Source organism: Streptosporangium sp. NPDC000509, from assembly GCF_042898365.1.
Taxonomy (GTDB): Bacteria; Actinomycetota; Actinomycetes; order Streptosporangiales; family Streptosporangiaceae; genus Streptosporangium.
Map to the genome: position 1 here is coordinate 22,734 of NZ_JBIAYX010000034.1, position 22,561 is coordinate 45,294.

The 22,561-nt window shown below is 70.2% G+C and carries 23 protein-coding genes; 20 read left to right on the forward strand and 3 right to left on the reverse strand.

Translation table 11 applies throughout. The annotated features are described in order from the left end of the window. The first annotated feature begins 93 nt into the window (after positions 1-93). The 9 genes from ACFY3D_RS38585 to ACFY3D_RS38625 all read left to right on the forward strand — a co-directional run bounded on the left by ACFY3D_RS38585 (position 94) and on the right by ACFY3D_RS38625 (position 7,434). The gene (locus ACFY3D_RS38585) at positions 94-2,514 is read left to right on the forward strand and encodes a DNA translocase FtsK (protein ID WP_389989363.1); all 2,421 of its coding nucleotides are present in this window, start codon (positions 94-96) and stop codon (positions 2,512-2,514) included. Positions 2,515-2,557: 43 nt separating this feature from the next. Then, positions 2,558-3,679: a hypothetical protein gene (locus tag ACFY3D_RS38590; RefSeq protein ID WP_389989365.1), complete on the forward strand. Its 1,122-nt coding sequence runs from the start codon at positions 2,558-2,560 to the stop codon at positions 3,677-3,679. 50 nt (positions 3,680-3,729) lie between these two features. After that, entirely contained in the window at positions 3,730-4,002 is a 273-nt protein-coding gene (locus ACFY3D_RS38595; RefSeq protein ID WP_389989367.1) for a hypothetical protein, read from the forward strand. Between the two features lie 101 nt (positions 4,003-4,103). Continuing rightward, positions 4,104-4,859, forward strand: a complete 756-nt coding sequence (locus tag ACFY3D_RS38600; RefSeq protein WP_389989369.1) for a M48 family metalloprotease — start codon at positions 4,104-4,106, stop codon at positions 4,857-4,859. After that, a complete protein-coding gene (locus ACFY3D_RS38605; RefSeq protein WP_389989371.1) occupies positions 4,856-5,017 on the forward strand; it encodes a hypothetical protein in 162 nt (53 codons plus the stop codon). The genes ACFY3D_RS38600 and ACFY3D_RS38605 overlap by 4 nt, the downstream gene beginning before the upstream one ends. 7 nt (positions 5,018-5,024) lie before the next feature. Then, complete coding sequence (locus ACFY3D_RS38610; protein WP_389989373.1) at positions 5,025-5,195, forward strand: hypothetical protein; 171 nt, start codon at positions 5,025-5,027, stop codon at positions 5,193-5,195. A 157-nt stretch (positions 5,196-5,352) separates the two neighbouring features. Then, on the forward strand, positions 5,353-6,519 hold the full coding sequence (locus ACFY3D_RS38615) for a Pycsar system effector family protein (RefSeq protein ID WP_389989375.1): 1,167 nt from the start codon (positions 5,353-5,355) through the stop codon (positions 6,517-6,519). A gap of 76 nt (positions 6,520-6,595) precedes the next feature. Next, positions 6,596-7,045: a hypothetical protein gene (locus tag ACFY3D_RS38620; protein ID WP_389989377.1), complete on the forward strand. Its 450-nt coding sequence runs from the start codon at positions 6,596-6,598 to the stop codon at positions 7,043-7,045. After that, entirely contained in the window at positions 7,045-7,434 is a 390-nt protein-coding gene (locus tag ACFY3D_RS38625) for an RRQRL motif-containing zinc-binding protein (protein ID WP_389989379.1), read from the forward strand. Before ACFY3D_RS38620 ends, ACFY3D_RS38625 begins: the two co-directional genes overlap by 1 nt. Here the strand turns inward: ACFY3D_RS38625 and ACFY3D_RS38630 are convergent. Then, positions 7,424-7,561 carry a hypothetical protein gene (locus ACFY3D_RS38630; RefSeq protein ID WP_389989381.1) on the reverse strand — a complete coding sequence of 46 codons (138 nt, stop codon included), beginning with the start codon at positions 7,559-7,561 and terminating at the stop codon, positions 7,424-7,426. The genes ACFY3D_RS38625 and ACFY3D_RS38630 overlap by 11 nt on opposite strands. Before the next feature lie 15 nt (positions 7,562-7,576). Here ACFY3D_RS38630 and ACFY3D_RS38635 point away from each other — a divergent pair, with 15 nt between their 5' ends. From ACFY3D_RS38635 to ACFY3D_RS38675, 9 genes are all read left to right on the forward strand, one after another. Beyond that, entirely contained in the window at positions 7,577-8,146 is a 570-nt protein-coding gene (locus tag ACFY3D_RS38635; protein ID WP_389989383.1) for a hypothetical protein, read from the forward strand. A 731-nt stretch (positions 8,147-8,877) separates the two neighbouring features. Then, positions 8,878-10,263: a hypothetical protein gene (locus ACFY3D_RS38640; protein ID WP_389989385.1), complete on the forward strand. Its 1,386-nt coding sequence runs from the start codon at positions 8,878-8,880 to the stop codon at positions 10,261-10,263. A 157-nt stretch (positions 10,264-10,420) separates the two neighbouring features. Further along, entirely contained in the window at positions 10,421-11,206 is a 786-nt protein-coding gene (locus ACFY3D_RS38645) for a hypothetical protein (RefSeq protein WP_389989387.1), read from the forward strand. A gap of 76 nt (positions 11,207-11,282) precedes the next feature. Next, the gene (locus ACFY3D_RS38650; protein ID WP_389989389.1) at positions 11,283-12,212 is read left to right on the forward strand and encodes a hypothetical protein; all 930 of its coding nucleotides are present in this window, start codon (positions 11,283-11,285) and stop codon (positions 12,210-12,212) included. A gap of 357 nt (positions 12,213-12,569) precedes the next feature. Beyond that, on the forward strand, positions 12,570-12,809 hold the full coding sequence (locus tag ACFY3D_RS38655) for a hypothetical protein (RefSeq protein WP_389989391.1): 240 nt from the start codon (positions 12,570-12,572) through the stop codon (positions 12,807-12,809). Positions 12,810-13,383: 574 nt separating this feature from the next. Continuing rightward, the gene (locus ACFY3D_RS38660) at positions 13,384-13,893 is read left to right on the forward strand and encodes a DUF4145 domain-containing protein (RefSeq protein WP_389989392.1); all 510 of its coding nucleotides are present in this window, start codon (positions 13,384-13,386) and stop codon (positions 13,891-13,893) included. 344 nt (positions 13,894-14,237) lie between these two features. Continuing rightward, a complete protein-coding gene (locus ACFY3D_RS38665; protein ID WP_389989394.1) occupies positions 14,238-14,768 on the forward strand; it encodes a plasmid mobilization protein in 531 nt (176 codons plus the stop codon). Next, positions 14,765-16,585 (forward strand): relaxase/mobilization nuclease domain-containing protein, encoded by a 1,821-nt coding sequence (locus ACFY3D_RS38670; RefSeq protein WP_389989396.1) that lies wholly within the window; start codon positions 14,765-14,767, stop codon positions 16,583-16,585. Before ACFY3D_RS38665 ends, ACFY3D_RS38670 begins: the two co-directional genes overlap by 4 nt. A gap of 224 nt (positions 16,586-16,809) precedes the next feature. Then, complete coding sequence (locus tag ACFY3D_RS38675; protein ID WP_389989398.1) at positions 16,810-17,340, forward strand: hypothetical protein; 531 nt, start codon at positions 16,810-16,812, stop codon at positions 17,338-17,340. 199 nt (positions 17,341-17,539) lie between these two features. On the opposite strand, the gene ACFY3D_RS38680 is transcribed toward ACFY3D_RS38675, so the two are convergent. Both ACFY3D_RS38680 and ACFY3D_RS38685 read right to left on the reverse strand, forming a co-directional pair. Continuing rightward, the gene (locus ACFY3D_RS38680) at positions 17,540-18,865 is read right to left on the reverse strand and encodes a hypothetical protein (protein ID WP_389989400.1); all 1,326 of its coding nucleotides are present in this window, start codon (positions 18,863-18,865) and stop codon (positions 17,540-17,542) included. Between the two features lie 265 nt (positions 18,866-19,130). Beyond that, the gene (locus tag ACFY3D_RS38685) at positions 19,131-20,054 is read right to left on the reverse strand and encodes a hypothetical protein (protein WP_389989402.1); all 924 of its coding nucleotides are present in this window, start codon (positions 20,052-20,054) and stop codon (positions 19,131-19,133) included. A gap of 963 nt (positions 20,055-21,017) precedes the next feature. Here ACFY3D_RS38685 and ACFY3D_RS38690 point away from each other — a divergent pair. After that, entirely contained in the window at positions 21,018-21,263 is a 246-nt protein-coding gene (locus ACFY3D_RS38690) for a hypothetical protein (protein WP_389989404.1), read from the forward strand. Then, positions 21,254-22,084 carry a hypothetical protein gene (locus ACFY3D_RS38695; RefSeq protein ID WP_389989406.1) on the forward strand — a complete coding sequence of 277 codons (831 nt, stop codon included), beginning with the start codon at positions 21,254-21,256 and terminating at the stop codon, positions 22,082-22,084. Before ACFY3D_RS38690 ends, ACFY3D_RS38695 begins: the two co-directional genes overlap by 10 nt. Positions 22,085-22,561: the final 477 nt, after the last annotated feature.

The following is a 22,561-nucleotide window of genomic DNA, read 5'->3' on the forward strand; positions in this document are numbered from 1 at the left end:
AACGCGCAGTCACCAAAAGTAGCCGCACATGGGGCGCACATCCCCAACGCAGTCACCCACCGTCACCACCACCCCGTATGGAGAAGAGGGACCATGGCCACCCGAGCCCGCAGATCGACCTCCCGGCGAGGCCCCACCGCCGCCCGCCGCACCGTCCGCAGCGTGCGCAGCAGCCCGCTGCTGGGCCTGGCCGGGGCCGCCGCGATCCTGGCCTGGATGAAGCTGGCGCGCGGCGCGGGCAAGAGCGTTCGCGCGCTGAACCCCGGCCGGGCCGACCTGGACGCCGCCTATCAGCGCGACGGCCTGGGCCTGGCCAGCGCGATCGCCACCGTGGTGCTCGCGCTGCCCGCCTGGAACCTCGCCGGCGGCCTCGTCGTCGACCTCATCGAGATCGCCGCCCGCGCCCTGATCGGCTCCCTCGTCCTCGCCGCCCCGCTCGCCACCGCGGCGCTGGCCTGGCGGCTGCTGCGTGGCGGCGATTCAGAACTCGCCCTGGTGCGGCTGATGCTGGGCTCGGTGGCGACCACCGCAGGCGTCGCGGGCATCGTCCACCTGGCCCACGGCGCGCCGGGCGCCGACGTGATGGCCGCGGGTGGAGCGATCGGCTACGCCGTCGCCTCCCCCTTGGCGCTGCTGCTGCCCGCCCCGCTGAGCATCGCGCTGCTGGTCGTGCTCGCGGCCTGGGGGCTGTTGGTGGCCACCCAGACCCCGGTGCGCCAGCTGCCTGCCCGCCTGGTCGGCCTGCGCACCCGCCGCCACGGTGGCGATCGGGGCCCGCAGTCCGACAACCCCCGCTACGCCACCCGCGACGCCGCCGCCCACCCCGGCCGCGCCGACAGCGCCGACAGCGCCGACAGCGCCGACATCGTGGACGGCGAGGACGTCGCCCAGGATGACGCGGTCAACGCGGTCGCGCCGCGCCGCCTGGTCGAGGTCGACCCCGACCTGATCGGCGAGCGCGGCCCCTATGACACCCCCGTGCTGGGCGCTGAGATCAGCGCACCGGCTGCTGCCGGCGACGTCGCCGAGCAGGCCATCCTCCAGGCCGCGACCACCGTCTCGGGCGCACTGCCCAGCTTGGACCTGCTGCGCCCGGGCAGCGCGCCGCGCGCCTCCACCAAGGCCAACGAGACCACGGTCGCCGCGATCGACACGGTGCTGGCCGACTTCAACATCAAGGCCTCGGTGACCGGCTTCACCCGCGGCCCGACAGTCACCCGCTACGAGGTCGAGGTGGCCCCCGGCGTCAAGGTCGAGAAGGTCACCAGCCTGACCAAGAACATCGCCTACGCCGTCAAGTCCGCCGACGTGCGCCTGCTGAGCCCGATCCCCGGCAAGTCGGCGATCGGCGTGGAGATCCCCAACACCGACAAAGACCTCGTCTCCCTGGGCGACATCCTGCGCAGCGCGGCCGCCCGCGCCGAGCGCCACCCCCTGGTCGTCGGCCTGGGCAAGGACGTCGAGGGCAAGACGATCCTGGCCAACCTCGCCAAGATGCCGCACCTGCTCATCGCGGGCGCCACCGGCGCGGGCAAGAGCGTGTGCATCAACACCCTGATCTCCTCGGTGCTGATGCGCGCCACCCCCGACGAGGTCCGCATGGTGCTCATCGACCCCAAGCGGGTCGAGCTCAGCATCTACGAGGGCATCCCGCACCTGATCACCCCGATCATCACCAACCCCAAGAAGGCCGCCGAGGCCCTGGAGTGGGTGGTGGGGGAGATGGATCGGCGCTACGACGACCTGGCCGCCAGCGGCTTCCGCCACGTCGACGACTACAACCGGGCCGTGCGCGCGGGCAAGGTCCCCGCCGCTCGCGGGAAGGAGCCGCGCCAGCCCTACCCCTACCTGCTGGTCATCGTCGACGAGCTCGCCGACCTGATGATGGTCGCCCCGCGCGACGTCGAGGACTCCGTCGTGCGCATCACTCAGCTGGCCCGCGCCGCGGGCATCCACCTGGTGCTGGCCACCCAGCGCCCCAGCGTCGACGTGGTCACCGGCCTGATCAAGGCCAACGTGCCCTCCCGGCTCGCGTTCGCCACCTCCTCGCTGGCCGACTCGCGGGTCATCTTGGACCAGCCGGGCGCCGAAAAACTCATCGGCCAGGGCGACGCTTTGTTCGCGCCGATGGGCTCGACCGCCCCGGCCCGGCTGCAGGCCGCGTTCGTCTCCGAGAAGGAGATCGCCGCGATCGTGGCGCACTGCCGCAAGCACGCCGCGGCCGACCAGATCGCCGACCTCATCACCCCGGCGCCGATCGCGGGCGACGACCTCGACCTGCTGATCCAGGCCGCCGAGCTCATCGTGACGACCCAGTTCGGCTCCGCCTCGATGCTGCAGCGCAAGCTGCGCGTCGACGCCGCCACGGCAGGCCACCTGATGGACCTGCTGGAGGCCCGCAACATCGTGGGCTCCGCCGACGGCGGCAAGGCCCGCGAAGTCCACATCACCCTCAGCGAGCTGGACGAACTGCTGGCCGAGCTGCGCACCGTCACGCCGTCGACGCGTCGCTGACCCTCACGCCATCCATCACCCGACCGATCCGAAGGAACCCGAAATGATCGACTCCACTCCTGCTGTTCCTGCCGTCTCGCGCAGCGACCGCACCCGCTACTGGTACGACCGTCTCGGCGGCATCTTCTCCGACCTGGGCGACCTGCACATTTTCCACGGCCACGACGACCAGTTCGGCGACGAGATCGCCGAGCTGGGCAGCACGGTCTCGGAGCTGTACTACGAGATCGAGGAGGGCAAGCTCGCTGAGGCGGAGGCGGAGAAGCAGGCCACCGACCTCACCAGGCGCCTCGACGCTCTCACCGCGCGGATCTACACCGACGGCCGTCTCTTCACCGCCACTGACGCCGAAGCCGCCCTCGTACTGGACGTGACCCTGGCCGCCTACGACGACGCCACCCCGCTCACCCTCGACGACCTGGGCCACGTGCTGGCCATCACCGGCTACAACACGCGCTGGCTGATGCGCGCCCTGACCGAGCGGACCGAGGAGGGCCTGCTGGCCGTCGACGCCGTCGCCGGCACCTGGCAGGTTCTCGACCCCGAGGGCCTGCGGACCCGCGACCAGAGCGACACCCCCACCGAGCACGAACAGCAGCCCGCGAACATGTCGGATGAGCAGGCGCTGAACCTGGCGCTGGCCCTGTGGGCCGACGGTAAGCCGTTCAGCCCCGCCGACCTGGACGGGGTGCTGGCCTTCACCGGCAACACCTGGACCTGGCTGCTGGTCCGCCTGGGCGAGCGGGTGGTGGGCGGCCTGCTGGGCTACGACACCGCCACCGGATACCGGGTGATCGACCCCGACGCTCTCAAGGCCCTCGTGCTGGGAACCCAGCCGACCATCTCCGCGCCCGTGGAGCTGGGGCCCGCGCCGCGCGACCAGGCCGTGCGAGACGGCGACCCCATCGAGCACTCCGCCCCAGCGCCGGTTCACCCGATGGTGGCCGCCGCCAGCGCCCGCCCCTGCCCGGCCTGCGGCGGTCCCACCCAGATCCGCCAGGCCGCACGAGCCCGGACCGCCTTCGGGCTGGCCATGCTCGCGCTGGTGGTCGCCGCGCTCACCGCCGCCCCGGCCGCGCTCACGATCGCGCTGATCGTGGTGCTCGCCGCCACCGGCATCCGCTTCATCCGGCTGGCCCCGGCGCCCTGCCGGCACCGGCTCTGACCTTCCCCAGCCCTCTGATTCACCACCATCACCGAAAGGAACCACCCGCCATGAAATCCCTGAAGAAGCTGCGTCCCGCCGTCATCGTGCTGGTCTTGGCGACCGCGTTCAGCGTGGCCGCCAAGTGCGACGGCGCCAGCACGGCGTGCGCCGCCACCGCGGCCATCGTCGCGGTCACCCCGCCCGAGCCCATCGAGGACGGCTCCTACCGCGACGGTTCCCACGAGGAGGGCGAGGCGCCGCCGGAGCCGGTCGAGGACGGCAGCTACACCGACGGCTCCGAGGACGAGAACGACGCCCAGGACGACGCGTCGGGCTGCTGATACCGGGACGGGCGCGCACCACCGTGGCCAATCCGCCAAGACAACCCACGCCGGGCGCGCCCGCTCACCCCACTAATCCACTCAGAGAGGTACCTCCCATCATGACGCACACCACCCCGCCCACACCGGGCTCTCGGCGTACGTTCATCCCGTTCGACGTCGCGGCCGTGCGCACCACCTACATCACCTCCCAGACCGCCAAGCCCGCACCGTCCGCGCCGACCACCTCCGCTGCCGGCACCACGTCGACCAGCCCGGCCGCCCCGGCTGGCCTGGTCGAGCTGGTGGCCACGCTGCGCACCGCCGCTCACCTGCCCGGCGTGCTCGTCATCGTCGACAGTGACAGCGGCACCGGCGCCGAGGCCACCTCGATGGTGTGCCTGCCCGTCGCGCAGATCCGGCTCGGCGCCGACCTGCTGGACGAGCACAACAGCATGCGGCTGCAGGGGGCGCTGGCCCACGAGATCGCCCACCACACCCTGGGCCACCTGAGCGGGCCGAACCTCTGGCGGCGCCTCGCGGCCGGGTGCGGGATCGGCGCGCTGCTCGCCTTGGCCGCGCACCTGCCCGCCTGGCTCGCCGTCGCCCTGGCCGTCGTCGCCGCGGTCAACCACCTGCTGGCCACCCAGGCCATCCGGCTGCAGGAGCACGACGCCGACCTCTACGCCGCGCGCCTGCTGGAGCAGGTCGGCCGCGACGGAACGGCGATCGTGGCCGCGACGCTGGCCGCGCTGCCCACCCCGAGCCTGTGGGAGCGCACCGTCGGCCGACTCACCGCCAGCCACCCCACCCCCACCGCCCGGCTCCGCGTCCTGGCCAGCGGCAGGGTGGCGTCCTGGTTCGGAGGCGTCCGATGAGCGGCGAGCTGACCGAGACGATCGTCTGCGGCTGCTGCGGAGGCATGACCACGGTCGATGCCCGCTCGGCGTCGGCGCAGTACGCCTACGGCGAGGACGCGGCCGCCCGCGCCGTCCGCCACCAGCTCGTCACCGCCGCCAACGGCGGATCACGGTGACGAACCGGTGGCGCCGTCCCTGGCCGAACTCGCCGCGCCGTGCCAGCGGTGCGCACACCAGCGCGCCGTGCACACCGGCGGCGCCAAGCCCGACGGCTGGGCCCTCTATGACCGCATCTGGGCGAACGCGAGCGGCTGGTGCCGCCACCCCGGCTGCGACTGCCCCGCCCGCACCTGACCCCGTCACCCCCGTCAACTCCACGTTCTCCCGCGCGGCCATCGGCTCAGCGCGGGACGAGCGCCTCCCGGGTGGTCCATCCGCCAAGACCGGCCACACCAGGGGCGCTCGAACCTCCCACCCCAACCAGCACGACCGGAACGGAAGCGAACCCATCATGCACCTGCACACCCACCCTGTCAGCGCCACCCCGGCGGCCGTCTCCCCCACCGCCCCGCGCTGCGGCAACCGCCGCGTCGGTGTTCTCCTCGAGGACGAGGACGGCTGCCTGCTGATGCTCCGGAGCGCGGCCGGTCTCACCGGCCTCACCGGGCACGGTGACGAGCACTCCGAGCCCGCCGAGGCCGCCCACGCCCTCGTGGCCGACACCCTCGGACTGACCTTGACCGGCCTGGAGCTGGTGGTCGCGACCTGGCGCGGCGACCGGTGCGAGCGCCTGTCCAAGGTCAGCGGAATCATCGGCCACACCTGGTACCTGTACCGGGCCCAGGTGAGCACCGATGCCCTCGCTGAGGCGCTCAGCGCCGAGCAGCTGCGCGACGCCCACCGCTACACCGGCGAGCAGCTGCAGCTGCTGGCGATGCACACCGCCCTGTACGCGGCCGATCGTCTCACCGACGCCGAGTTCCTTGACCGGCAGGGAATCGCGCCGGTCTGGGTCGACTGGCTGGTGGAGGCGGGCCTGGTCAAGATGGGTGAGCCCGAGCGGGCCGCGATCGACTGGGCCGGTATCCGCACCAGCGCGCCGGCTCCGATGATGGCCTGGCAGCAGGCCTACCCCGACCAGGCGTGGCACCGCGCCCCCGCCCCGCTCCCGGTCACCTCTCGGCAGGTTCCGGCCCGCCTGCAGCGGCTGGAGGAGGCGGGCGCGGCCGACCTGGTCGCCGAGGCCGATGCCGCCCGTATGGAGCTGGCCCGCACCGACACCAAGGCCGGTCTGCTGCTCGGGTTCGCCGGGACCGCGTTCAGCGTGCTGGCCGCCCTCGGCGTGCTGGCCTCCGGGCTGCTGCCCGCGGGCCGGGTCGGGCTCGGGATCGCGGTGGCGCTGCTGGCGGCCGCGTCCGCGGTCGCGCTCACCGTCATCCGCCCCTCCCTGCCCCACCCCGCCACCGGCACCGGCACCGGGTTCATCGCCCATGCCCGGGTTGGCGACGCCGAGGAACTGCTGGCCTGTCTGGCTGAGGACCCGGAGATGCGCCGCGCCCAGGACGTGGTGCGGCTGTCGCAGATCGCGGCCGCGAAGTATCGGCGGCTGCGCGTGGCCACCGACCTGATGCTGCTCGCCCTGGCCGTCGTCATCGTCAGCCTGCCCAGCCTGCTGTAGCCGCCCGCCCGGTCGCCGCCCTCCTCTCCACCGGGGGGCGGCGACCGGGCCCTGAGACGAGAGATGAGGACCTTCGATGACGACCGACCAGCACGACCACGCTCCCGCTCGCGGCTGCTGCGCCGAACACACCGCGTTCCGCCAGCGCGCGACGACCGCGCTGAACCTGGCGATCGCCGACGACATGGACGGCGCCCGCGCCGCCGTGCAGGACCTGCAGACCCACCACGGGCCCGGCGCGCTCACCGCCGCCTTGTTGACCTGGGTGGACATCATGGTCACCCGCACCCCCGGCACCGACCACAGCACCTGGGCCAACCCCGAAGCCGCCGCCGAGGCCGCAGAGGCCTCCGACCCGGCCACCTCCTGGGCGATCCAGGTGACCATCGCCCGCCTGGCCCGCGACCGCTCCACCTTCGAGGCGCTGCGCGCCGCCGTGCAGGGCTCCCACCTGGTCGAGACGTACGTGATGGGCCTGCTCGCCCTGATCGCCACCCACCTGGCTGACGAGACGAGAAACGTCTGATGGGGCGCCGTCGCCCGCGCAGGGTGTTCTACGACCCGAGCGGCACCAAGTTCGGCGGCCTGCCCACCTACCCGTGGAAGTTCGCCCCCGACGGGCTGGCCACCCGCCGGCAACTGCGCGCGGCCGGGCTGCGGCCCGGCGGCCAGGCGCCGTGCGCACAGGTGATGTGGCGCTCGCGCCGCGTCTCGGGCGGCATCGCGGTGGCCTACCTGTACGAGGTCGCCGCAGCCAAGCCGCGCCGCACCCCGTCGACGGCACAGCTGCAGGCCCTGGACAAGGCCATGCGCGCCCGCCGCGTCTGCCCCGACTGCGGGGTGGAGCAGCCCTACTGCATCCCCACCCGCTACGGCGCCTGCCTGCCCTGCCACGGCTGGGGCCTCACCGCATGACCACCCCGATGACCCTGACCTGCGGCACGTGCGGAACCGACATGGAGGCCGCCGACGGCGCGACGAGCGTCACCTGCACCGGCTGCCACTTGACCGCCCAGCTCCGGTGACCGGCACTTTTGCGCACGAAAGGACACTCGCGATGACCACCCCACCCCAGACCACCCAGATCGCCGAGACCACCGCGATCGCCGCCCTGCGCCATCACCTCAGCGCCGCGTCCGCGGGTGAGCTGATGCAGCTGGCCCGCACCTGCCCCGACAGCGCCGTCCAGGCCGCCGCCGACCGGGTCGGCGCCGCGATCGAGCGCCTGCGCGCTCGCTTGGCCGAGACGACCTCGGCCGCCTACCGCGACGCCGAACAGGCCACCGAGCTCCCTTCGGCGACCGAGACCACCGCGAGCGCCCCGGCCGCTCCGGAGCCCGAGACGAAGACCACCCCGGCCCCCAGCAGGCGCCGCCGTACGGCCACGCACCCGGCCCCGGCCGCGCCCCGCACCCCGCGCCGCATCGCCCAACCCGCCACCCCCATCCGGCGGCCCCTGGGCAACCAGTCCGGCCTGAGCGCCCAGCTCGGCGACCGCGCCATGCTCACCAGTCCTGTCCACCCGCCCACCGCACAGGAGGCCGCCGACGTCCGCGGCTGGTGTGAGCGGATGGCCCGCGACGCCGACGAGGCCGCCATATTCATCGACATGCTCGGCGTGGCCTGACCCATGACAATCAGCACCCCGCCGTCCCTGCCCGCCGACACCGTCGCGGGCGGGGACGGTGTCATGCGCCGCCTGGCGCCGGTGGGCGAGGCCGCACCGCTCCCTCGACGGGGTGCGGCCCCGCCCGCCGACGGCTCCGGTATCCCGCTCGCATCTTGTGTCCAGGGTGAGGCTTTCGGCGTGTTGAGCCGCTATACGCCCCTATCACTCCGGTTTGTGGCACTCTGCTCCTCAAGCTTTTCTGACAAAGATCTTTTTTTCTTGACAAGGGGGAAGTCAGGAGATGCAACCGGGGTGGCGAGACCGCAAGCAGACAAGATCACGCAGCGCCGCACGCCCGGTCTGGGCGCGGTTGGGCGCGAATGCGAACACAGACTGCGACACGCCGCGACGCCCCGGAGCGGGAGCGTCAGCGAGCAGGCCGAGATCGTGGAAGGATGCGGGACTGACTATCCGGCTTCAAACCCCAGCAGGAGTCACTTAGGCAAAAAGAAAACGCCCCCAGAGGGGGCGCTTCTCAGCAGAGAACTTCATAGATCACGACGACTCGGGCCTCAGCTCCAGGTTTGGCCGCCAGGAGAGCTGTGGGGCTTCGTCGTGCCTAGGTACGTCAGGAGAAGACGATAGCAGTCTCTTCGGCGGTGAGTCTCGCGCGCCCTGGCAACACGCCGGGATGTTCTCTCACCGATGCCCGACTTCGTCGCGCGGCCGCAGCTCACGAGCGCCGCGCCTTGTACGCCCACTACGAGGGCGCCGACCAGCTGCCCCGGGTGCCGACCGCCTTGTGGTGGCGCCTGGTGACGGTGCTGCAGGCCCGTGGTGAGCGTCTCCATCCGAGCGCGGCGCGGATGGCCACGCACCTGACCCACCACGCGGACGCGGCCGGCTGCCTGAGCGACATCCCGGCGGTGCTGGAGTCCTACGCCGTCCATCACTCCTTCGCCTCCCGGGCCAGCGGCAAGCGGGTCGGCTGGACCGACCTGATGCGGCTGCGCGAGATCGGGCTGGTACGCCAGGTGTGCGGGGCCGCGCCCGGCCGCCAGGCCCGCTACGTGCTGTCGATGGACCTGGCCGCGCTGCCCGACGACCTTCCCGCGGACCTGAAGGCAGAGCTGCTTCGCCACATCGACAACCCGATCGCCGCCGCCAAGGGCCAGCAGACCCGCGCCTCCATCGACGCGAACCTGTCCGAGTGCGAGATGGTCCGCGAAGGCTCCGCCACCCGCCCCCGGGCGATCACGACGGCTGCTGGTTGTGGACGACTTCACACGTCTCCCTATACGCGAGAGGGGCTTTCCCCCTCCCACCCGGCACGGCAGTCACAGCCGTCTCGGCGGCCTCGCCAGTTGCCGTTCCGGGGCAAAGATCGCATCGAGGAGAGGGCCCACGCCGTCGAGTTCGTGCTGTCGCTGCAACCGAGGTGGGCCCGGCAACGCGACGGGCAGATTCTCACCGACAGGGAAGTGGCCGAGGTGTCATATCTGGCGGTGCTGCTGTTGCGGCACATGCCCGAGTCCGAGGCCGCTGAGCTGTTGTGTGAGCAGGTGTCCAGCGCCACCGATCTGGCCGGGGTGCTGCGCTGGCGTATCGGCCGCGTGCTGGGCCGTGCCCGGCGCGCCGCCCGCAACCTGGCCAATCTCGCCACTGTGCTCGACGAGGACGGCTCAGCGCACGCGGCCTGGCTGGCCGCCAACGCCGAGCGCAACGCGGCCAACGCCCCGCGCCGGGCCGCGCTGGTCGACCAAGCCCGCCGCCGCGCCCAGGAGCTCCGCGACCGCGGACATCACGACGGACCTGCCCGCCGACGCCCCTCGGAGGCGAGCCGCCCAGAACGCCGTGAGGCGCCTGTGGTGACGGGTGGGACTCCAGAGGTCCTGGGCGCCCAGATCGCCGCTCAGGGGCCCGCTCAGCCGCCGTCGCCCATGCTGGCCGAGCCGGAGGAGATCTTCCGGCGCGAGGTCCTGGATCGCCATGCCCTGCCCGTCTCGGCGCCGACGCGCTGGGCCAGCGAACCCGAGCCCGAGCACCTGCCCGACATCGACTTCGCCGCCGAGCGCGCCCGGCTGGTTGAGCTGATGGCCGCTCGACAACGCCGCGAGGAGACCCCGACCCCATGACCACCCCCACCCTCATTCCCGGTGCGGACCGGGCGGCGCGTTTCGTCGCGGCGGCCGCGCCCCGAGCTTGCTCGACGAAACCCGCGCCGGTTTCGTCTCCCGCTGCGGCGCAGGCCTTCGCGCGACGCAACTCCCGCCCTACCCCCGGCGGTGCGCGGTGAGCGCGGCCGTGCCGGGCCAGGCCTGCCCGGTGTGCGCAACACCGATCACGGCGGCGCGGACCGGTCGACCGGCCCGCTACTGCGGGACGCCGTGCCGTCAGGCCGCGCACCGAGCCAAGCGCCGCGCCGAGACCGCCCTGCAGCAGGCCGCATGGCAGCGCCACCAGCTGACGCGCACCATCGAGCACCTGGCCGCGGTGGCCGCCGAACTGGTGGAGGCCGAGCACCGCCTGGCCGACGTCGACCAGGACGCCGCAGATCCAGTGACCGGGTGGGAGGCACAGCTGGCCGAACTGGCCACCCGCCTATCCCGGCTGGCCACCAGCGCGGCCGGCACCGCCCGGGGCCACGCGGCCACCGCCGCGGACTACCGCCAGGCCGCACGCCTGGCCGGACGGGTCCAGCAGCACGACCAGGACGTCCCAGACGTCCGGCAAGACGTCCCCGCGGACGTCCGCGACGTCCCGGACGTCCGCGAGGACGTCCCCGCTAAGGAAGACGTCCCCGTCGGGCGGCAGTGGGGCGAGACCGATGTGTGCCTGGCGCGCGTCGATGGCCGCTGGCATCTGTACGGTCCCGACGGCGACCTGCACGTCCCAGAGTTCGGGCTGTTCGGCGAAGGCATCGCGGCCCGCGACCAGGCCGGTGCTCAGGAAGCGGCGGCCGCCGTCGTCACCGCGCTGACCGGCCGGGCGGTGACCGGCTGGGATCGCGACGCCTGGAGCCGCTCGATCTATGGGGAGTCGACCTGGTACGCCTGCCTGAAAGATAACGCTAAGTAAATGATCTGCCACTAATTGTCAGTGCTGTTCGCTACCTTCCCTCCGATGTGACAAGTCCGCAGGACAGGAGGGGCACGTGGAGTTGAAAACCGCCACGGACGAGCTGTCGCCGCTCGCCGAGCGCGCCGTCGACTTGGCAGGCGATCGGGGAGTGAGGATGGTGCCGGTCGTGCCGATCGCACGACAGGGCGCCTACGTCTACCTGGAGCCTGAGGACATGGACCTGGAGGACTTCCTCGACCTGGTCGTGGCCGCGCAGCAAAAACTCGCCTATATCGAACCCTCGCCGTTCGACATCGACGACGTCGTCGAGCTGGCCGAGGACGACGCCCTGGGCGAGGAACTCGATCCGGTGCTGCGCAGCCAACGGGCCAAGCTGCGCCAGAGCGCAGCCCGGTTCAACGGCTGGCCGATCAGCCTGGAGGTGGCGTTCATGTACCAGGGTGTTGTGCACCGCTGGGTCGCCGACGCCTCCTGGTACGAGCAGCTGCGCACCGAAGTGGCCGCCGTCGTGCCGCCCGAGGACGAAGACGACCTCGAACCGCAGCTGTCAGAGGCGGAACGGGTGACCATCGTCGAGCGGCTGACCCAGGAACTGCTGGCGAAAGCGGAGTTTCGCGGCGGCACCGAGACCGGCCGCCGGCGGGTGGCACGGATCCATCTCGCCTCCCCCGAGTGTGATGCGGGCCCCTTCGACGAGCTTCCCAACTCCATCGCCTACGAGGCGATCCGCCAAGCCCTGGACCAGGCGGCGATTGCCGAACAGCGCCACTACGCCGACGTCGAACAGCGCATCCCGGAGCTGGCCCAGCAGGTCGCCGCCGACCCCTCCTACCGGGCCGCGCGCACTGCCGCGGCCCGTAAACACCGGCTCCGCGATCACCTCATCGCCCACGCCGACGGCTACCCGCCACCCACCCGCGTCCTTGACCTCCTGCTCGACGCTCTCACAACAAGCCGCGCGAGCGGGCCGGTCGGGCCGATGCTCCCCTTCGCCTCCGACTGACCGCGATCTCCTTCGAAAGCACTCCTCTTATAAATCTACGCAGTAAAGGAGCCGGGGCCGCACACCTCGCGGCCCCGGCTCCGCCATGTGCACCGCGAATGTTCTCGGCGCGGGTTTCCGTCGGTACGGCGAATTTTCTGGAGACCGGCCGCTGTCCGATGCATGCCTCTTTACGTCATAAATCCGTTTCGCTGGGATGACGTACCTCGCCCCTACCCCGCGCGTTCTGGGTTTCCTCGTCGGGTCCAACTTGACAGCGGCGGAGTGAGATGAATGTTCCACCCCCTGCTCAAGCTCATGGGGGTGCGTAAAGATGAGGCCCTCGCACCGACTATCGCCAGGAGGTCTGATCGAATCATGGACAAGATGATCAGGAGTGTGTTGTGGTCGCGGGTGAGCCTGGCTCTCGTGGCGATGTGTGCCGTGATCGCGGTGTACCTACTGGTCCTAATTCATCAGAACTGGGGCGGAGGGGCACTGGTCCTCTCCCTACTGCTGCTCAAGGCCGTGGCGGCAGGCCTTGCCCTTCTCCATGTCCGAGACCGTCTTCAGGAGCTGAAAGCGAAGGAGGCAGAAGGCGGGGGCACGACCTCGTAAAGGTGAATGAGGGCGTGTGATTCGTCGCCCACCGTGGCGGGCGCCAGCGAGCGACGAAACCACCGGGCGCATCGCAACGGCCGCGCCGACTCAGCACGCAGTCAGGGGATGAGAGCGGACTCCCCGAAAGGTCACCGGAACACTGACCACGATGACCAGGCCCCATGAGGACGACCAGGCCCCCCGAGCGGAACATGCGGCGGCCGGGGTGATCTAGGTTCTGGGAAGTGGCCTTCCCGCTACCTAAATGGCTCTGAACTGCGGAAACAGTGGCGCACAATAAGGGAAGTCAACGTGCGTTGCAGGCTTCTGAAAACCGATGCCTGGGCGGCCACTTCGTGCGATCTACTTACTGGGTATGAACACCCTCCTGCTCGCGTCCTATGGCGTCACAGACCCCCGTCAGTACGCGCACTTAAACAGAGCAAAGCGGAAAGTGATCTGTGCTCACTGTGGCCTTGGAACCACTCAGACGAGCCACAGCGTTCGTAGGATCGCGCCGAGGTACGACAACAGCCTGAGCGACTCTGAGGGCATCTTCGAGAAGACATGGAGTTGCGACTACTGCGACCAGGTGACCATCGAACTGCTTACCTGCGGGTCGACTTCCGGCCCTGCCGCCACCAGACAGATCAAGGAGATCGTGCAGGTCTGGCCCGCGCGCACCATCAGGGAGCTCCCGTCAGAGGTGCCTGAGCCGATCCGTGACCGGTTCCAGGAAGGTTCGCGGTGTGAGGGCGCGGCCGCGTATCGAGGTGCGGCCGCGATGTATCGGGCGGCGGTGGAGGAGCTGTGCAAGGAACGCGGCGCCACCAGTTACAAGCTGTACGACAAGATCGAGGAGCTGCGGGGACAGCTTGACGACGACCTGATCGTTGATCTGCACGAAGCGCGCATGCTGGGCAACGACAGCGTGCACGACGGGCTGACCTACTCGCCGGAGGAAGTCACCAACGTCGCCGAGCTGATCGTGGAGATGATGCAGACGCTTTATATCCAACCGGCGACGAAGGCGGCGATGCGTGAGGCTCGCAGGCAGCGCCGGGAGGCATACAAGAATGGTGAGAGTCCTGCGGATTCCTGAATCCCGGCGCGATCGGGACCGCCTCGCCCCGGCCGGGAGTGTGGCCGACGCTTGCCGCCGGTCAAGTCCGCTCCCTCGCTGGCGCTCGGTCGGCGGACTGGACAGTCGGCCGCGCGCCGACCAGAAGGGCTTCGGGGGGCAGGCCGGGGAGCGGGGGGAAACGGGAAACCCGCCCCCCGTCGACCGGGAGCCTCGCGTGTGAGCGGGGCCGGTTTTCTGGTTCAGCAAGATATGTGATCCGGCGCCGGATCACTTTGCGGGCTTTCGCCCGGTTAATCTCCTCTCCTATCGTCTGGGAGGAGATGTCCCGCCGGGGGGCGGGTCGCTCCGCTGGGGGAGGCCGGGTGGCGGCAGGAGACGATCGGGGCCAGGACGAGAGCGCGGGCGGTCAGTCGGCAGCGCAGCCGCCGGTGCGCCAGCGACGCGAGCAGGGCGGGCGGCCGCACAAGCACTCGGTGCGGATGTCGGACGCCGAGCAGGCCGTCGTCAAGGCGCGGGCCGGGCAGGCGGGGGTGAGCGTGCCGCGGTTCCTGGTGGAGGCGGGCTTGGCCGGGGACGCGGCGAGTGCGAGTCAGCTGCGTGCGAACGCCGCCGAGTTGCTGGCCGCGCGGCGTCTGGTGGCGGCCGTGGGGGTCAACCTCAACCAGCTGGCCAAGGTGGCCAACGCCAGCGGCGAGGTGCCGGCAGCGTTGGAGGCGACGATGCACGCGACGCTGCGTTTCCTCGCACGGCTGGACGCGGCGACCGCGCTCTACGGCGAGTTCGGCCTGCCGTACGGCCGCCGTTCCGCACTCGAGGATGACGCCGATCCCGGCCTGGACGTCGAGGTCGACGTCGACCAGGACCACGGCCGCGACGGGGGCTGGGGCTGGTGAACAACTTCATTTCTGCTCAGCGCGGCAGCAGCCCCGCCGGACTGGTGCGTTACCTGTTCGGTCCCGGCTCCAGCGGTGAGCACACCGATCAGCGCATCATCGCCGCGGACGTGACGCTCGGGCTGGCCGAGGGGACGCGGCTGGATCACGTCGCCGACGCTGATGCCATCTACGCGCTGGGCCGTGACATGGATTCGCACCGCGTCCTGCTCGGGGTCACGCCGCCGAACGGGTGGGTGTGGCATTGCGCAATCTCCCTGCCGCCCGGCGAGGAGCTGGCCGATGCGCAGTGGGCCGAGGTCGCCCGTACGGCGGTGGCCAGGATGGGGTTCGACGCGGCGGACGACCGGGCGCCGTGCCGGTGGATCGCGGTTCACCACGGCCGCTCGGTCGGCGGCAACGAGCACATCCACCTCATGGTGAACCTGGTGCGCGAGGACGGCGAGGTCGCCGCCACCTGGAACGACCGGCGCACCATGAGCCGGGTGTGCGCCGACATGGAGCGCCGCTTCGACCTGACGGTCGTGGAGGGCCGGGCCGGGCACGGCATGCCCGGCTACTCCAAGGCCGAACACCAGAAGATGCGCGTCGGCGCCCCCTCCGAACGCCAGCGCCTGGCCCGCCTGGTGCGTGCGGCCGCCGCCAGATCGGCGAGCGAGGCGGAGTTCGTGCGCCGGGCCAAGACTTCCGGGGCGTTGGTCCGGGCCCGCTTCGCCAGCGGCGGCCGCGACCGCGTCGTCGGCTACTCGGCCGCGCTGCGCCTGGCCGAGGGGCAGGAGCCGGTGTGGTTCGGCGGAGGCAAGCTCGCCGCGGACCTGACCCTGCCCCGGCTGCGCCAGCAGTGGGACACCGGCGTCGACGTCGACGAGCACCAGGCGCTCGCCGAGTGGCGCCGCTCCCCCGAGGTCGTCGGCCCGGCCGGTCCCGGCGAGCGGGCCGCCCCCGATGCGGGCGAGTGGAAGCGCGCCGCGCAGATGGTCGACGCCGTGCGCGAGCGGCTGCAGCACACCCCGCCCGGTGACGTCGTGGCCTGGCGCAGCGGGTGCCGGGGCGCGGCCGCGATGGTGGCCGCGCTCGCCGAGCGCATCGAGACGCCGAGCGCGGGCGGGCCGGGGCCGATCGCGGCGCTGGCCGACCGCCTTGCGTGGTCGGCTCAGGCTCCCCGCAGTGAGGAGCGCGGCCGCCCTGCGGGCTGGGGCGAGGTGCGGGCTGTTGCCCGGATCATCGGTCACGCCGCCCGTAAGGGTCCGGCGACCGTGACGTGGATGGTGGTGGGTGCCGCGCTGCTGGGGCTGGTGGCCGCCATCGCCGCGTGGCACGAGCAGCACCGCCAGATGCGCCAGGCCGCTGCCCTCGCCGAGCACGCCAAGACCCTGGCCCACGATCTGCACCGGCGCCGTGTCGCCGCGGCCCCGGCCTGGACCGAGCGCCGCTACGGCGCCTTCCACGATGGCCACCTGGCGCAGCTGGCCGCCGCGGCCGCCGGCACCGTGGCCCGGCTCAGTGCTCCGGTCGACACCTCACGGCCCGCCGCTCCCCGCCCGGCCGCCGGGGACGTCGACCCGGAGGCGCGTCGCGCCATGGGCGCGGCCGCGCTGGCCTTCCCGGGCCGCCGGACCCCGGCCACCATCGAGGAGGCGCGCCGACACCTGTCGGCCATCACCCAGGAGATCGACCTGCGCGCCGCGATGCCCGCCGAGCGGGCCGCCCAGGAGCACACCGAACGCGTCCAGCGCGCCCAGGCCCAAGCCCAGCGATCCGCCCCGCCAAGGCCTCACCGCGGCCCCTCGCGCGGGCGGGGCGGCCGAGGCCGATAACCGCCAGAGCAGGCAGGCCAGCACAAAGGAACAAGCAGTCAGCACCACACAGCAGAGATCACCAAAACAGGAAAGCGACACAGACAGCAAGATCACAAAGCACAAGATCAGAGAAGCAAAGAGATGGATCAGACAGTTCAGAACGAACTGTCATACGAGACAGTGCTAAGGCATCGAACACCTTTGGTGCCGATACGTCCGGGACGAAAAGAGGGGGAGAAGGGATGTCCGCCGAGCCCGCCCCGTTACCGAGCCCAGCGCTTCGCAGGCGCCTGGGGATGCGCGTCCACGAGCGCTTGGAGGGCCGCTCGTGCGGCTGGTGCGGCGTTCACGTGCCCTACTCCGGGCGCGGCCGCCCGCCCTCCTACTGCTCCAAGTCGTGCCGCAACCGCGCCTGGGAGGTGCGCAGCGCCGAGGCCCGGCTGCAGCGCGACATCGCCGCCGGCACCGTGCGCACCGGGCCGGTGCGCGAGGTGATCCGCGAGACCGTCGTGGAGACCCGCGTCGTCCCCGCGCCCCGCGAGCCCGATGAGCCGGGCGAGGGATCGGCCGTCCCGGCGACGGCGCAGCAGTGGCTGGCGCAGCTGGCCGCGCTCACCGCCCAGCTGCGCGAGGGCGAGCTGGGCCGCCAGCACTGGTATCACGCCAGGCTCTACAACGCGATGATCGGCGCCCTGGTCGACCTCGGCGAGGCCTACCCGGGCGGCCGGGACTACCTGGAACGCGACGCGGGCCGACGGCGGGGCAAAGGCTGAGACCGGGGCTCGCGTTACGTCCCGGACGCAACAGGTCCGGCCCTCTGCGGTCGCGGCAGCAAGATATGCGATCAAGGCACCTGATCGACCCTTCGGCCTCCAGGGAGGTCCGGCCGGATCGGGTCGGTTTGGCGAATCGCCGGGAGAGCGTGCCCTCGAATCCGATTCTCCCCGAGGCCTGTATGACCAAGTAGAAACGCTATTGAGAGTGCTGGATGTCGATAGGAAGCAGGACACCGGCTGGCAAGGGAGTCGGCAGCATCGGTGAATGTGACCAATCGCCTACCGTGCGGAAGTCGACCGTGTCTCCAGAGAACTTCGCGCCGCGGAAGTCGACCATGCCTCCGGAGAACTTCGCGCCGCCGAAGTCGACCGTGCCTCCGGAGAACTTCGCGGCGCGGAAGTCGACCGTGTCTCCGGAGAACTCCGCGCCGAAGAAGGAGACCGTGTCTCCGGAGAACTCCGCGCCGAAGAAGTCGACCATGCCTCCGGAGAACTTCGCGCCGCGGAAGTTGACCGTGCCTCCGGAGAACTTCGCGGCGCGGAAGTCGACCGTGTCTCCGGAGAACTCCGCGGCGAAGAAGGAGACCATGCCTCCGGAGAACTCCGCGCCGCGGAAGTCGACCATGCCTCCGGAGAACTTCGCGGCGCGGAAGTTGACCGTGTCTCCGGAGAACTCCGCGCCGATGAAGGGGATCCTGCCTCCGGAGAACTCCGCGGCGATGAAGGAGATCCTGCCTCCGGAGAACTTCGCGCCGCGGAAGGAGACCGTGCCTCCGGAGAACTTCGCGCCGCCGAAGTCGCCGCCGTCGAAGACGACTCCGGTGAAGTCGAAGTCGTGGCCTTGCCAGGATGTGGTGGCCCCCTCGCGGAGGTGGGCGGTGATGACGCGGATGATGGTGTGGCGGACCTCGCGCAGACTCGCGAAGGCTAAGCGTTCGGCTGGGTCGCCGTCGTCGCCGGGGTCGGGGGCGTAGGGCATGCGCAGGTAGGCGCACAGAACGTCGATCATCGTCTGGCGCCACTCCCGGGTGGGCGCGTCGTCGGCCAGGCCGGCGAGGGCGTGCACACCGGCGAGGCGTACGGCGGGGGAGTCGTGGCCCAGGTGGTTGGCGGCGGTGGTGAAGCGCTCGTTGAACAGCTTGGTGGCCTCGCGCTGGTGGGCTTCGTCAGCGCGCAGTTCGGCGGCCTGCTGGCGGTGCTCGGCGGCTTCGGTGACTTTCTGCTTGCGGTAGGCGACGACCAGGGCGATGACGCCGCCGATTCCGGCGACCACCGCGAAGGAGAGCTTCAGCAGGTCCAGCAGACGGGGCAGCGAGAGGCCCTGCTGTCCGATGGGGGTGAGCGCGGGGAAGCCGAGGAGCCGCAGAGCGCCGACGAACAGGCCGGCGCTGAGCAGGATCGAGCCCGCCAGGGCGAGGGCGAGGGTCGGCCCGATCCGGGCGAGCCGCAGGCCTTGGCCGGGGGCGGCTTTCCTAGGGCTTTTGCCTGACAGGAGGGGAGTCGGTTCGTCTGGGTTGACCACGCGATAAACAGTGAAGGAGGTAACGCGGGTTATCAGCCGCTTCGCACAGAAGGTTCCTCGGGAGTCATCGGCCAGTGCGGCGGGGGTTCCGGGGGTGTGTGATGCGCGGCGGGTCGACGCCGGGTCCGACCTGGTCGACGTGGCCTGCAGGGCCGGATGAACGTTGCCGGATCCGGCCGTTTATTCCGTAACGGCCCTCCACCTCGGGTCCGCAGAGGCTAGCCCTTCCCGATGTCCTTGGTCTGCTTCCAAAACCACGTAGTGCCTACGTGGTTTTCGAGCGTGCCGGGCGCGGAGTGGGGTCGACCAGGTCGAAGATGGGGTCGCGGGAGCTGCGGACAGGTTGGGGCAGGCGGCGGGCCGGTGCGTCGAGCTGGTCGGGCTTGAGGGTGTAGACGTTGCGGATGCGTTCGAGGTCGAAGTCGTCGGGGTTGATGGATTGGCGGCCGGTGGTGACGAGTCCGAGTTCGGTGAGGTCCTTGATGCCGGCGGCGCGGGTGTCTTGGCTGAGTCCGTAGTGTGCCTTGAACGCCGAGGGGCTGATCCAGACCGGTTGGGGGGCGGTGCCGGTGAGGGCGTTCTGGTCGAGCAGGATCAGGTACATGGCCAGGCCGGGGCCGGTCATGAGCTGGATGTAGCCGTTGGTCCAGAGGGTCGCCGGGATCTGGGCGTAGTAGTGGGGCTTGGCTTTTTCGGGGTCGTTGCTGAGGGCCTTGGCCGCGGCGCCGGGCGCGATGTAGGGCTCGCCGTTGCCGGTCTCGTTTAAGACGGTCACCTTGTTGGCGTGGCCCGGCCGGGCCTGGGTGGTGATGAACCGGTGCTCTTCCAGCCAGGTCTGGGCCTCGTTGATGCGCCGGGCGCCGGCGGTCTCGGGCTGGTCGAGATCGAGCAGGCGGGCCCAGACCTGGGCGGGGTAAGCCAGCGCGACGCCGTGATCCTTGGTCTGCATCCACAGATAGGTGAGCAGGAGCTTGAGGCGGACCTGGCCGCCCCGTCCGCCGCCGCGCAGGCTGCGGGCCAGGGAGGGAAGCGGGGCCCGCGAGTCGAACGTGGAGCGCGAGATGAAGCCCAGGCGGATCTGCGCGCGCTTGCGGGCGATCCTGGCGGCCTTCTTCGCGGCGTCCAGCGCCAGCGCCGAGGCGACCTCAGGCCGCTGCGCGGGAACTCGTGGGGCTTGCGCCGGGGCCATGTCCGTTCCCATCAGTCATGATAAGTAAGAGGAAGTATTACTAGGTTACATAGTCATGGTCGCAGGAGCATCCCTGAATCAGGTGCAAGCGTAGGGGTTTCACGGGCCACAATCCGGCCTATGACGGTACGAGCGTAGGGGTGACACCGCTCACCTCACAAAAGTGCTTGGGACAGGCGTTCGTCCGTGGGGTAAAGTTCCAGTCAGCTCCTCACCACGAACGTCCTAGATCTCCGGGTTGTGCCCCCCGGGGGACGGCCGGCGGGGCGTGGAGTCAGAGAAGTCCTGGCCCCTTTAGGGGCCGCTGTCGGGTCGTCCTCCGAGGAAGAGGCTTCACCGTAGAGCGGCTCGGAACGGGATCCTCAGCCGGTTGTGCCCCCGGTGCCGGACCGACAGGACACCTCGCCCGAAGGCCGCCGTCACATCGACGGCGGCCTTCCGTGTACCACCTGATCGACACGAACCCGATCCTCGACAACTCCATAAACGAACGAGAGGGCCCGAGCGCAAGCTCGGGCCCTCTCGGAGGGCGAGGTCCACTCCACTGGCCTCACCAGGTGCGCTCTGCTGCCCATCCCTGTCACAAGATCAAGCCGCGAGAACTACGCGCTAAGTACCTGTACGCGATGAACGACATTAGACACAGGATTCGCGGAAGATAGCGAACGTAGTTTTCACCGATTGACGGCCGTGAACAATTTTTTACAGCGTTTTACACCGCTTGGCTTTTATGAACAATCTTGGACGGCAGACCGTTTCCCGGATTGATTCGCCTGAGTCTGCCGGGGTTTCGGGGGCCGGTAGTGACGTGGCGACAGTGCGTTCGATACGGCATGATGTCCTGTACCGGCTTTTTCCTCCGCTTGGGCTCCACCCTAACGGAGAGCGGTAAGTCCCATCCCTGTCACGCCCGGGGGTATCTCCCTATCCCCGGGCTCTACATCAAGTCGAAAAGGATTACTCGTGAGTAATTCGCGGCGAGACGATCTCGCCATGCGCGGCGGAGAGCCCGACCCTCCCCCGAATCAAGCTTTTCAGTTCGGCATGCTGTCGATCCTCACCACCACGTTCGTCGGACTGGTCGGCCACGGCTACCACCCGCGCGACGCTCTGGTGACGGCGATCATCGTCTGCGCGGGCGGCGCCGAGATCATCCGGCGTTTTCCCGGTGGCGGGAACGGCGAGCGGGGAGGCCCGCGATGGGCATAACGCACCCCGATCCCGCTGTCTCACCCCACGACCTGTCTGATGATCAACTTCTGCATCCGGCGGTCCTCAGCAGGCTCCCCTACCCGTTCCTGCGCACCAAGAGAAACGAGCTTGCCCACAAACGGGAAGATCTGCGCGTCGGTCTCGTTATGAAGCTTGCCGTCGCCGCCAGCCGAGCCAAGCACCCGCTGCCCGTACTGGCGGAGATCATGGGGCTGAGTGAGCGGGCGCTTGGAGCGCTGATCACGCTGTCGGATCGAGAACTCAACCCGGCCATGATCATGTCGTTTTTCGCTGTCTCCGAAGCCGGTGACCCTCAGGAAACGCGGGAGTTTTCCGTCCAGCTCGAAGCCTTCCTGAAGGCTGAGCGTGCGCATGAGGTTATTGTGCGCGAGCGGATGCGCCGAGACAGGGAAAACCGTGAAAACGAGCGCGTGAGCGAAGAGAAGATCGCCGCTGAGCGTGAGCGAAGGGCGATCGAGCGAAAGCTCGCCATGACCGTGAGGACGGTGATCGCCGATGCCCCTGGACATGACTGCATGCCGAATCCCCTGGATGCACGCAGTCAGGAGGAGTTCGTCGACACGATGAGGCGGTACCGGATCTGGGCCGGAAATCCGAGCTTCCGCGAGATGGCTCGCCGGTGCGGTCAGCGATTCTCGCACGCAACCTTCCGGAACATCCTGGAGGCACGAACCGTCCCCCAGAGGCTCGACATGGTCGAGACCTTCGTCGTGGTTCTGGGCGGAACCCCGGATGACAAGATCCGCTGGGCCACCGCGTGGCGCCACTTCACCGTCCCTCGGGCAGCAGGGGCTTAGAACACTGCTTCGCCTCACCGGAAGTTAGTCAAGCAAGGTGAAGGGCCCCGCGACGTCTTGCGCCGCGGGGCCCTTCACCTTGCTGAAGCGGCCCCTGAGGCCGCCAGGACTTCCATTTTCCAGGCCAGACGGGGTCTCCTTTGGAGAAGTGTCGATTCGTCAGGGCCGCCGCAGCTCTCACGTGTAAGCCATTGACCTGCATATTCTCGCTCGTTTGGGACGGGTGGTGCGGGTCGCTGGCGTTCGCGGGCCGGGCTCCGGCTCTTCAGCCGGCGCTGTTCCCCGTCGCCGACCCCGAGCCGAGCCGTCGACTCGAGGGTCATGGTGATTGATTGCGGGATGACGGCGCCTGGTTAACGTCGCCGCATCAGTAGTAGCTGACGTGGCTCTGGCCGCTACGGCCGCACATGGCCTGGTTCTCACCGACCCTGGGTGCAGCCCTCCGCAATCCTGACGATAACGACGGCGGTCCCCGTA